This window comes from Streptomyces cyslabdanicus (assembly GCF_052663305.1).
This window is the reverse complement of the sequence record NZ_JBQRUW010000018.1, coordinates 18,383-30,085: the sequence shown is the minus strand read 5'-3', so window position 1 is coordinate 30,085 and position 11,703 is coordinate 18,383. Positions and strand designations below refer to the sequence as shown.

The following is an 11,703-nucleotide window of genomic DNA, read 5'->3' as shown; positions in this document are numbered from 1 at the left end:
GCCCCGGCTCATCCCAGGTGCACGGACCAGTCCTGGGACGCGGCCGGTCTGCCGTGCAGATCGGGGACGTGCTTGAGCCAGTCCGGCCGGCCCGCCCGGGTCCGCGCGGCCCGCCGGGACTCCTCCGCCGCGAGTTCCTCGCGGGTGGGAAAGCCGGTGGGCAGCCAGTCCGCGGAGGCCTCGACGCGGGCGGCGAGGTAGTCGACGTAGGCGTGCCGGGCCTCGTCCGGGCCGGCGAAGCCGGGCTCGTCGGCGAGCCAGGCGTCCGGCACCTGGTCGAGGACGGACCGCAGCAGCTCGCGGGTCACCCTGGGGGCCAGTTCGGCGTCGGCGGCCCGCACGTCCGGTGCGTACCGGCCGAGGGCGTGGTGGCGGAAGTCGTAGGCCTTTCCCGGTGTGGACGCGTCCCAGCGGTGGTGGAAGACCAGGGCCGCGCCGTGATCGATGAGCCACAGTCGGGGCGGCGCGGTGCCGAAGGTCGGCCAGACCATCAGGTTCGAGCTGTGCACGGTACGGTCCACGTTCACGGTCAGCGCGTCCAGCCAGACGATCCGGCCCGCCTCCACGGGGTCCACCGGGAAGTGCTCGGCGACCTCAGGGGTGAAGTCGGCGGCGCCCGGCAGGAAGTCCATGCCGAGGTTCACGCCCGGGCTCGCGTCGAGCAGGTCGCGCACCTCCTGGTGGGGTTCGTGCGCGGCGAGCGCGGGGTCGAAGTGCACGAGGACCAGCTCGGGGAAGCGCAGCCCGAGGGCGCGCGCCAGCTCCCCCACGATCACCTCGGCGACCAGCGCCTTGCGGCCCTGCGCGGAACCGGTGAACTTCACCACGTACGTGCCCAGGTCGTCGGCCTCGACGACTGCGGGCACCGAGCCGCCGGTCCGCAGGGGTTCGACATAGCGGGTTGCGGCGACCTCTCTCAACGTCTTCAAAGGTCCCGTCACTCGTCCACCTCATATTCCACGACCGCCTCCAAGGTGCTGCCATCCGGGGAAACGTCCACGATCACCCGGGGGACAATCTGGGGAGTTTCAACCGGCGCGCTCGTCTCCTTTACTCCCCAGCAGTCCGTCGATGGCGGTACGCCCCTTGCTTCCGGCCTCCGGCATGAACTGAGCATAGTAACCGAGCGTGACAGTCGGCGAGGAGTGCCCGAGCCACCGTGCCGAAGTCACCACGGACTGCGCGATAGGCGCGCAATGCCCTTCCCGCCCCTCGCTCTCACCTCTGCCTGACACGCTGCCGTTGGCCCAATGGCGGGCTGCCGCACCGCAGTCACTGACGATGTGCACGCAGGTTTTCCGAATGCCTTGGTGAAGGTGGGAAAGGGGTTCCCGGTGGTCGGAGTGCGGGTGGTGATCGTCGGTGGTGGTATCGGCGGTCTGGCCGCGGCGGTGGCACTGCGGGCCAAGGGTGTCCAGGCGGACGTGTACGAACAGGCTCACCGGTTCGGTGAGGTCGGGGCGGGTTTCATGCTCGCGCCCAACAGTCTGCGGGTACTTGGGCGGATCGGCCTCCACGACAGGATCACCCGGGTCGGGGCGCCCTTCACCGGGGTCGAGATCTGCGAGGCGGACGGCACCGAGGTGTCGTCGTTGTCGCTCGGTGAAGGCGGCGAGTACACCATGTTCGGCATGTACCGCGCGGACATGGTGGACCTGCTGGTCTCCAGTCTTCCGGGGGACGCGTTGCACCTCGATCACCGGTGTGTGGCGTTCACGCAGGACGACGACCGTGCCGTGGTGACGTTCGAGAACGGGGAGAGCGCCGAGGGCGACATCGTGGTCGGCGCCGACGGCATCCACTCGGTACTGCAGCAGTACGTCGTGGAGCCCAACGACCCGGTGTTCTCCGGCTTTGCGGCATACCGTGGCGTGATGCCCGCCGAGCGGGTGCCGGACTGGCCCGATGGCGCCGTGCGGGACTGGAGCGACGGCACCAAGAACCTGCTGGTCTACCCCGTGCGCAGGGGTGAACTGATCAACTTCGTGGCGTTTACCGCTGCCGACGAGCGGATGCGTGAGTCCTGGTCGGCGCCGGGTGACCCACGGCAGTTGCGCACCGATTTCGGCGACGGCTGGGATCCGCTGGCACGCGAGGTCGTCTCGCAGGTCGACGTGACCTTCCGGTGGGGTATCTACGACCGGGAGTCACTGCGTCAGTGGTCGAACGGGCGGCTGGCGCTGCTCGGCGACGCGGCCCATCCGATGCTGCCGAACATGGGGCAGGGCGCCAACCAGGCCATTGAGGACGGTATGGGGCTGGCCACACTGCTGGAGGGGGTGAGTAGCGCCGACGTGCCCGGTGTCCTGGTCCGCTACCAGACGCTGCGGCGCGATCGTGCGGCCCGGTTCCAGCAGGGCTCCCGGCTCAACGTCGCGCTCAAGGCCATGGGCAAAGCCCCGGTCTTCGGCATGCCCTGGATGTACGACTACGACGTCGAGGCCGAGGCCCGCACCCTGCGCTGAGGACGGAGCGGGGTGTGCGGGACCGAAGCAGCAGGCCCACTGGAACGTTGTCGGCCACAACTTCCGGGATCTGCATCTGCAGTTGGACCAGATCGTCGACGACGCCCGGGAGGCGGCCGATACCATCGCCGAGCGCATCCGGGCTCTGCAGTCCGTTCCCGACGGGCGTTCCGACACCGTCGTGGCGACCACCACGCTGCCGCCGTTCCCGGAGGGCGAGCAGAGCGTGAGCGCCGTGGTCGATCCTTTCAGGGCACATGGTCCTCAAAGGGGCTCCCCGAAAGGGGCAAAGCCCGGCTCTGCGCAGCCGAACCGCACCAGCGCTGGTCCTGGTGGAGACGCCGACACCAACACCGGGCCGCCGCCTGCCACGGCCGCTGGAAAGGCAAGATCAACCAGCCTTGCAACAGCCTTGCGGGGGTCCGCTTGTCTCGCTACGCGTTGTCGAGTTTGAACAGCCGGATGGCGTTTCCGCGGCGGATCTTCCTCAGGTCGGCTTCGCCGAATTCGACCTGGTCGAACCAATGGCCCGCTTCCTCCATGTCTTCCATGGGGTAGTCCGTGGCGAAGATGATCCGGTCCACGCCCATTTCCACGATGGCGTCGACCAGTGTGGGGGTGCGGAAGTTGCCGCTGGTGGTGACGTAAAAGTTCTCGTGCAGGTAGTGCGCGAACGTGTGCTGTACCGAGAGGCCGCGGGGCAGCTTCCGGAGCCAGTGATCGGTGCGCCAGATGTTGTACGGCAACAGTTCGCCGAGGTGACCGAGGATGACCTGGACTCGCGGGTAGGCGTCGAACAGGCCACTGCCCATCAGGCGCAGTGCGTGGGTGCCGGTCTCGTGGGAGAAGGCCCAGCAGGCGCCGAGGAGCCAGGGGTGGCCCTCGTAGATCTGCCGCTGTCCCTCGGCCGGGTCGCGGGGGTGGAGGTAGACCGGTACGTCCAGCCGCTGGGCGGTCTCCCAGAACGGCCAGTACTGCTTCTCGTCGAGGTAGTGGACCGAGTCCTTGTCCCCGACCTGGGAGAAGCCGTTGATCAGCGGGCCGAGGAAGCCGAGGTCGTTGACGCAGCGTTCCAGTTCGGCACAGGCGGCGTCCGGGTCCTGCATGGGGACCGCGGCGAAGCCGGAGAACCGGTCGGGGTGTTTGGAGATCTGCTCGGCCAACAGGTCGTTGGTGCGACGAGCCCAGTCCACTGCCTGGTCACGGTCGTAGAAGCTCTGGACGACCGGTGCGTTCAGCGAGATGATGCTGCGCTCGATGCCGCTGGCATCCATCTTCTTCAGCCGTATGTCATTGAGGTCCAGCAGTTCTTGCCGGGCCTCGGGCCACTTGTCCGTGGCGAAGTATTCCTCGGACTGGCAGACGGTGTCGGGATCGTCCGTGGCGAAGTGTTCTTCGATGGCGATCTTGTCTCGCATGAGATCCTCCGCAGGGGGATGAGCATGGGCCGTCGCGAAGAGTCCGGCTGCCACAGGCGGGGGGATGCCGCTGTGGCGGCATCGCGGCGGAAGCCTCTCCGGGCGGTCCCCTGGGGTATGGCGGGATGCGGAAGACGGCCCGTTGCCCACCTTCACACGCTGCTCTCACAGCCGCCAGTCAGCCACGGCAGCTGCAATCGGCAGCGGCGCGGTGCTGGTCAGCGACCCAGGGGGCTGGCTGCGGGCATGGGTACGGCCACCGCAATCACGATCTGAGCGTCGGGGTGTTCATGGGGCTGGTGGCGGGCACATGGGCCGCCGCCCGCCTGCCGGCTCGTGTCCGCATGGCCGCACGGCCGCGCTGCCGTCCCGCTGAGGGGCCGCCGACGAGGTCTACGGCAGGCACGCCTTCCGCCCGTAGATACGCGAACTCGGTTTCGACCACGCCCTCGTGGCCCCCGTCGGCCACCGCGTCACCACCCACATCGGCCGCCTGAGCACCGCCACGACGTCCGGTTTCCCGGGAGCAGGGGATTGTGCCAACGGTCACAATAATGCTTTATTACTGCCGTAACCGAGGGGTCGGGGAGCGGCATGGACGAGCAACGGGAACGCATCCTGCGGGCGGCAGCCGAAGTGCTGGCCGAACGGGGCTTCGACGCGGGCCGGTTGCGTGACGTCGCCACCACGGCCGGCCTGTCCATCGGCTCCCTGCAGCACTACTTCGAAACCCGCGACGCCCTGTTCCGCGAAGCCTTCGCCTGGTCCATCGACGACCTGATCCGGCGCTGGCGGACGGCCGCCGTGGAGGAGACGGGGGCGTGGCGGCGCTTCGAGCTGCTGGTCCAGGCGCTCACCTCCGATCCGCATCTCGCCAGACGCTGCGCCACCTGGATCGAGTTCTGCGCCAGCGCCTCCCGGCGGGAGGAACTGCGCGACGGAGTACGCCGAGTACACGCCGAGTGGCGGACGATGCTCTCCGAGATCGTCCACGAGGGCCTGCGCAGCAAGGAGTTCACTCCCGTCCTGCCGGTGGACCTCGCGATCGGGTCGCTGATCGTGCTGGTCGACGGCTGCGAGATGGCGGTGGCGGCCGGGTCCGGGGTCACCGCCGAGAGCTACGCCGAGCTGATGCTCGGCACCGCGCGCGCCGTCCTCGGCGTCCGCGACTGAGCTTCAGGAAGGGACGTTCCATGGGAGTGCTGTTCCCGCATCTGTTCAGCCCGCTCCAGATCGGTCGGGTGACGGTGCGCAACCGGATCCTGTCCTCCGGGCACGACACCGTACTGGTCCGGGACGGCTCGGTCACCGAGGATCTGGTCGCCTACCACGAGGCCCGGGCGGCAGGCGGCACGGGCCTGATCGTGCTCCAGGTCTCCGGGGTGCACGAGTCGGCCCGCTACACCACGCACGTACTGATGGCCACGGACGACGACTGCGTCCCGGCCTATGCCCGCCTCGCACGGGCGGTGCACCGGCACGGAGCGAAGGTCTTCGGCCAGCTCTTCCATCCCGGCCGGGAGATCCTGGAGTCCAGGGACGGCAGCGCGCCGGTCGCCTGGGCGCCGTCGGCCACGCCGAACGAGCGCTTTCACGTCATGCCGCGTGCCATGACCGACGCCGAGATCCACGAGGTCCTGGACGGTTACGGCCAGGCGGCCCGCCGGCTGCACGAGGCCGGGCTCGACGGCGCCGAGGTCGTGGCCAGCCACGGCTACCTGCCCGCGCAGTTCCTCAATCCCAAGGTCAACGTCCGCACCGACGGTTGGGGCGGCGACGGACAGGGACGGCTGCGGTTCCTGCGCGAGGCGCTGCGCAGCGTACGACGGCAGGCCGGACCCGACTTCGTGGTGGGTCTGCGCATCTCCGGCGACGAGTTCAGCCACGACGGACTGCACACCGGGCTGGTGCTTGAGACCGTCGCCGAGCTCGACGCCGAGGGACTGCTCGACTACGTCTCCGTATGCGCGGGCAGCTCGGCCAGCCTGTCCGGAGCCGAGCACATCGCCCCGCCCATGTTCCGCCCCGCCGGCTACACCGCGCCGCTCGCGGCCCAGGTGCGCGCCGTCGTCGGTGTCCCGGTGATGGTGGCCGGCCGGATCAACCAGCCGCAGGAGGCCGAGCAGATCATCGCGGGCGGACAGGCCGACGCGTGCGCGATGACCAGGGCGCTGATCTGCGACCCGGAGCTGCCGGTCAAGGCGGAGCAGGACCGCACCGAGGAAATACGGGCGTGCATCGGCTGCAACCAGGCGTGCATCGGCCACTTCCAGCAGGGACATCCGATCTCGTGCATCCAGCACCCGGAAACCGGGCGCGAACGCCGCTTCGGCACGCTGCCGCCGCTCACACGACGCAAGAAGGTACTGGTCGTGGGTGGTGGGCCGGCCGGTCTGAAGGCCGCGGCGGTGGCCGCGGCCCGCGGCCACGAGGTGGAGCTGCACGAGGCGGACCGACGGGTGGGCGGTCAAGTGCTCCTGGCGCAACTGCTCCCCGGGCGAGCCGAGTTCGGTGGAGCGATCACCAATCTCGAGGGCGAGGCACGGCGTGCGGGAGTCCGCGTCGTCGTCGGCTCCCGGGTCGACGCACAAACCGTGACCGCCGCGGCACCCGATGCGGTGATCCTCGCGACCGGGGCGCGGCCGCGGCGCCCCGAACTGGAGCTGATGGACGACCCGGTGGTGCTGGACGCCTGGGCGGTGATCCGGGGCAGTGAGGTGCCACGGGGGCGGATCGTGGTGGCGGACTGGCGTGGCGACTGGATCGGCCTGGGCGTCGCACTGCACCTCGCGGCCCGGGGACGGAAAGTGACGCTGTGCGTGACGGGCTTCGCGGCGGGTGAGCACCTGCAGCAGTACGTGCGCGCCGCCATGCTGGCGCAGGCGGCACGGGCACGGATAGACATCGTGCCCAATGCACGCATCCACGGCGCGGACAGTGACACCGTCTACCTCCAGCACACGCTGACCGAGGAGCCGGTGCTGGTCGACGGCGTCGCGGCCGTGGTGCTCGCGCAGGGCCACGAGCCGGTCGTCGACCTCGAACCTGTCGCCACCGGTCTCCCGGCCGACCGCGTCTTCGCCGTCGGGGACTGCGTCAGCCCTCGGACCGTGGAGGAAGCGGTACTGGAGGGCCTGACGGTGGCGGCCGAGCTGTGACGCGCCGCTTCACCACCTGACCGGATCGCGCACCCCAGGGCGAAGCGATCCGGCACGCGAAAAGGCCCGCCCGCCCCCGCCGTACAGGGCGCGGGAGCGGGCGGGCCTGGGCCGGCCTTACGGCTTCACACGCAGAACCTGCGGGTCGTGGTCGCTGACCTGGTCGGCGAACTCGGAGTTGATGTGCACCACGTCGTAGGTGACGCTGTTCAGCATGCTGGGGTTGACCAGCATGTGGTCCAGCACCTGCGAGTTGCCGTCGAAGACGTAGGAGTAGCGCTCGTCCACCGGCAGGGTGTTGATCATGTCGGTGAGCTGCTTGCCGTCACCGGTCAGGGTCTTCAGCGCGGTGGAGAACTGGTAGTCGTTGTAGTCGCCCAGGGAGACGATGAGGGCCTTGGGGTCGGCGGCCTCGAGCTTCTTGACGAAGGCGTTCTCCAGCGTGGCCTGCTTCACCCGCTGGATCTCGGAGCTGCGGACCGGCTCCTGGAAGCGGCTGGTGATGTCCTGGTCGCCGCCCTTGCTGTTGAAGTGGTTGGCGATCACGAAGATCTTCTTGTTGTTCTTCGTGAGGAACTCGCCGACCAGCGGCTTGCGGCTGCTGTTCCACGCCTCGTCGTTCGGGGCGATCCGCCCGGGCGAGACGGTCAGCTGGGTGTCCTTGCCCTTACCGACGACGTCGACGGCGGTGGTGGAGTCGCCACCCGGCCGGTCGACGAAGCTGATCCGCTTCGGGTCGAACAGGAAGACGGTGCGGATGTTGCCACCGGGCTGGCCACCGTCCTTGTCGTTCACCGGGTTGATCTGACGGTACTCGTAGCGCGGGCCGCCGGCCGCGACGATGGCGTCGGTGAGCTTGGCCAGCGTCTTGTCGGGGTCCACGGTGCCGTCGTCGACGGCACCGCTGTTGTCCTGGATCTCCTCGACGCCGACGATGGCGGGGGCGCGGAGGTTGGTGACCAGGTTGTGGCCGAGCCGGTCGAACTTGGCCTGCGGGTCGCTCGGCGCGAGGTTCTGCACGTTGTACGTGCCGATGGTGACCTCGTTGGACTTCGCCTCGCTGGTGACCTCGGGCTTGAGGCCGTTGTCCTTGTGGGTGCCGAGCTGGCGCGCCTCGAGGATGTAGGTGCCGGCGAACTGGCTGTAGTCCAGCGGGCCCTCGGTGACACCGGTGAGCTCGTCGCCCACGTTCGCCATCGGGAACGCGTCGTTGGTGTTGATCGCCTGGACCTGGAGACGAGCCACGTTCGGGTCGTCGTACGACGGGTAGTAGACACCGCCGCGCTTGGTCTTGTTGTGGTCGGGGTCGGTCGTGACCCACATCTCGTGGTAGGCGTCCGTGGCGCCGACGACACGGACGTCGGAGATCTGGACGTTCATGCCCTCGAGGGACTCGTAGAAGTCCAGGGCGTACTTGGTCGGCTCGAGGTCGAGGTACTCGATGTTGCCGGTGCTGTCACCCTTGGGGGCCCACGCGGTGGGGACGCTCTTCTTGTCGATGACGACCGGGGCCGGCAGCGGGTTGCCGCTGGACAGCACGGTGACCATCGGCTTGATGATCTCGGTGATCGACTGGATGCCGCCGTCGTAGCCGCCCGGGTAGTACTCGGAGACCACACCGGCGACGGAGACGCTGTCGCCGACCTTCACCGTGGGGGTGGAGCTGGTGTAGACGAAGATGCCCTCGCTGGTGCGGGGGTCGTTGTCCGCGTTGGGGTCCTGCATCCAGAAGCCCTTGGACGTGGAGGACGTGCTGGTGGTGCGGACACCGGTGACGATGCCGGTGACGTCCTTGACGTCCTTGGTGGCGAGCGGGGAGCGCCGGGTGGTGCCCTGGATGTCGTGGATCTTCGCCGAGATCGCGTCCGCGGGAGGCGTCTGGGTCGGCTGCGGGGAGGGGTCGCCACCGGCGGTGTCGCCGCCGGAGTTCTCCGGGGTGGGGGTGCCGAAGGTGAAGTCCTCGGCGTTGTCGTCGGTGTCGACCAGCGTCTTGCGGGCGACCGAGTCGGTGTTGCCGGCGCCCACGGCCGGGCCGGAGCCCTCGTGGACGACGGCGGTGCCGAAGCCGACCAGGTCCTTGATGCGGGAGTCGGCGGCGCAGTCCTCGGCGGTCACGCAGGTCAGCAGGTCAGTGCCCTTGACCAGCGCGACGGTGCCGGTGGTGGCCGACATGTTGATGTTGCCGCTGGCATCCGGGGTCGGCAGGGCGGCGGTGCCGCCGGCGCCCGGGGCCTCCTGGATCAGGTAACGGCCGTTGCCGGCGAGGGTGCCGGTGAGGGGGGTGGCCTGCCACTTGGTGGTCGGACCGGGGTTGCCGGACAGGTACTGGACGGAGTAGCCGGAAAGGTCCAGGTCGCCGCCGCCGGCGTTGGCCAGTTCGATGAAGTCGTTCGTGAGCGTGGCGCCGGAGTTGCCGCCGCCGCCGTAGACCTCGGAGATGACGGCGTCGGCCGACGGCGTGGCGAAGGCGGAGTGGACGCCCACTCCGGCCAGCACCACCGAGCCGGTGATCGCCAGCGGTATCAGTCTCTTACGCAGAGGAGCCGCGCGGTGCTTCGCGGGGCGGATCGTTTCTTCGCTGGGGTGCGACACAGGAACGCTCCTTGGGGAACCGGGAAAGGATGAGGGCGCGTTGGGGGAAGCGCCGACCGACCCGGATCCGCTCTCAACGGACGGGGTCTGGCACGCGCTTAAGCTACGCGCATAGACCCGTCTTGCAAGAGGCCTGGGGCTGGATCTTTGGCAAACTGTTGCCAACATCGGATTGCCCGGCGTCCTGGGCGTGTGCGCCGGCCGCTCCACGGAGCGGCGGCGAGGGGGATGGGGTGACATCCCGTCCGGGTGGTCCGGTCCCCACATTCCAGCGCCGGAAGATGAACGGCGGTCGACGAAGATCCACTCGTCCCGAAGCCAACGGGTGAGCGGTTGGTCGCGACAGGGGGTGGTGCGGGGTTCGGCTCGGCGAAATGCCCGTCGTTCGCAGGCCGTTCGGCATCGACAACCGCCGGCACGGACCCGCCGGGGACCCGTTGGCGACTCGTTGAGGGCCCACCGGGGATCCACCGGGGATTCACCGGGAATTCACCGGGGATCAGCCGGGGATTCCGGCGCTCACCAGCGGGTTCGGCAGCTGCCGGTAGCGGGCCGCGGCACCGTCCGCGCCGGTCCAGCGCAGCAGCAGGTTCGTCTTGCCGGGCACGGTCGGCGAAGTGAGCAGGGCGGCGGCCTCGGGCACGTCGTGGCGCGCGAGTTCACGGCGGGCGGCGGGCCAGGGGTCGAGACCCGGGTGGCGCTCGGCGAGGGCGGCGGCGATCTCAGTGAGGTGGTTGACGACCAGGCAGTACACCAGCCGCTCCCATCCGGCGGCGCGGGAGACATCCGGCAGCAGCTTGACGCCCTCGGCGTCCCGGAACAGCGCCTGCACGGGGATGCCCGAGGCGTCCACGGCGACCAGCGAGTTCTGCAGGTGGGCCTCCAGGACGACGCCGTGCCGCGCGAAGGCCCCGAGGGCGGGGGGTACGACCTGGCGCAGATACGCCTCCCACCACAGCGCCGGGTCCACCGGACCGTCCAGCGGGTTGCCGTCGAAGCCCTCGGCCAGGGCCGCGGCGAGCAGCGGGGTCGCGCCGGGCACCAGGTGCCCGCCCAGTCCGTCGCGGACGACGACGGCCAGTTCCTCGAAGGCGAAGGAGGCGGTGCGGTAGCCGCGGTCGGACAGCCAGGCCGCCGGGCCCGGCAGATGCGCGAAGGCGGCCTCGACCGCCGTGTCGGTGCGGCGCAGCCGGCGCAGGTCGTGCCGCCACAGCCGCCGTACGTCGTTGGTGATCCGCACGTCCAGGCTGAACTTCAGGAAGAGGTCCGCGTCGGGGACGTGGACGGTGCGGACCGCCGCGGTGGGCCATACCGCGCGGGCCGTCGTGCCCAGCCGCAGCAGCCGCCCGTCGGCGAAGGCCCCGGCGAGGCCGCGGCCGACCAGTTCCAGCTGCCAGGGGTGGGCGGGCAGCAGCCGGTAGCCGGGCGGGGCCTGGCCCAGCGCGTCGAGTGCCGAGGTGTCGCCCTCCTCGGCGACCACGTCCTCCCGCACCCCGAGCAGCACCAGGGGGAAACGGGCGTGCGCCTCGGGCGCGTACGGCAGCCAGGAGGCGACCGGCCCGCCACCGCGCGCCTTGGGCGCCGGGTGGTACGGGTGGCCGGTGACGAGCGCCTGCTCGGACCGCAGGTACGGGTCCTCGGGCGCCGGCGCGCGGTCGCGGGCGGCGAGCAGCGCCGCCACCGCCTCCCGGCTGTCGATCATCTCGGCAGGCAGCTCGTCGTTGGACAGGCCCGTGTGCCGGCGCAGCTCCTCGGCCACGAGCTTGACCAGTTCCGGGTGTTCGATCCGCTGCCAGCCGCCTGCCGCGTACACCTCCGGCGCGGTGGGCCGCCGCCCGTCGCGCACCCGCAGCAGCCGGTCCCCACCCGGCAGCCGGTACGTGCGGCGCCCGCCCCGATCCGGATGGGGCTGCGCGACCTCGCGGATCAGGCAGTTCAGCAGGGGCGCGGCCGCATACGCGTCGGCGCGCTCCGCGATGTCGTCGGTGGGGGGTGTGAGCTCCATGCGTTTTACTCGGTCCGTTCGGTCCATAAGTCCACACGGTGCGAAGGGGATCAGTATGTCTGCCC

The 11,703-nt window shown here is 69.9% G+C and carries 7 protein-coding genes and 1 pseudogene; 4 read left to right on the top strand and 4 right to left on the bottom strand.

Annotated features, from left to right (window positions below):
* Positions 1–8: 8 nt before the first annotated feature.
* Positions 9–920, bottom strand: coding sequence for a HipA family kinase (locus ACTYVM_RS12995; RefSeq protein ID WP_445526147.1), 912 nt, complete (start codon positions 918–920; stop codon positions 9–11).
* Positions 921–1,310: 390 nt separating this feature from the next.
* Between ACTYVM_RS12995 and ACTYVM_RS12990 the strand changes: the two genes are divergently transcribed.
* Complete coding sequence (locus tag ACTYVM_RS12990) at positions 1,311–2,465, top strand: FAD-dependent monooxygenase (protein ID WP_445526146.1); 1,155 nt, start codon at positions 1,311–1,313, stop codon at positions 2,463–2,465.
* A gap of 43 nt (positions 2,466–2,508) precedes the next feature.
* Positions 2,509–2,919: pseudogene (locus tag ACTYVM_RS12985) on the top strand (Dps family protein); the annotation flags it as partial.
* Here the strand turns inward: ACTYVM_RS12985 and ACTYVM_RS12980 are convergent.
* Positions 2,900–3,937 carry an amidohydrolase family protein gene (locus ACTYVM_RS12980; protein ID WP_445526093.1) on the bottom strand — a complete coding sequence of 346 codons (1,038 nt, stop codon included), beginning with the start codon at positions 3,935–3,937 and terminating at the stop codon, positions 2,900–2,902. The pseudogene ACTYVM_RS12985 and the gene ACTYVM_RS12980 sit on opposite strands and share 20 nt — an antisense overlap.
* A gap of 540 nt (positions 3,938–4,477) precedes the next feature.
* Between ACTYVM_RS12980 and ACTYVM_RS12975 the strand changes: the two genes are divergently transcribed.
* Both ACTYVM_RS12975 and ACTYVM_RS12970 read left to right on the top strand, forming a co-directional pair.
* A complete protein-coding gene (locus ACTYVM_RS12975) occupies positions 4,478–5,056 on the top strand; it encodes a TetR/AcrR family transcriptional regulator (RefSeq protein ID WP_445526092.1) in 579 nt (192 codons plus the stop codon).
* 20 nt (positions 5,057–5,076) lie between these two features.
* Complete coding sequence (locus tag ACTYVM_RS12970; protein WP_445526091.1) at positions 5,077–7,041, top strand: oxidoreductase; 1,965 nt, start codon at positions 5,077–5,079, stop codon at positions 7,039–7,041.
* A 117-nt stretch (positions 7,042–7,158) separates the two neighbouring features.
* Here ACTYVM_RS12970 and ACTYVM_RS12965 read toward each other — a convergent pair whose 3' ends face one another.
* Positions 7,159–9,633: a DUF8508 domain-containing protein gene (locus tag ACTYVM_RS12965; protein ID WP_445526090.1), complete on the bottom strand. Its 2,475-nt coding sequence runs from the start codon at positions 9,631–9,633 to the stop codon at positions 7,159–7,161.
* Positions 9,634–10,132: 499 nt separating this feature from the next.
* Entirely contained in the window at positions 10,133–11,638 is a 1,506-nt protein-coding gene (locus ACTYVM_RS12960) for an IucA/IucC family protein (RefSeq protein WP_445526089.1), read from the bottom strand.
* Positions 11,639–11,703 lie beyond the last annotated feature (65 nt).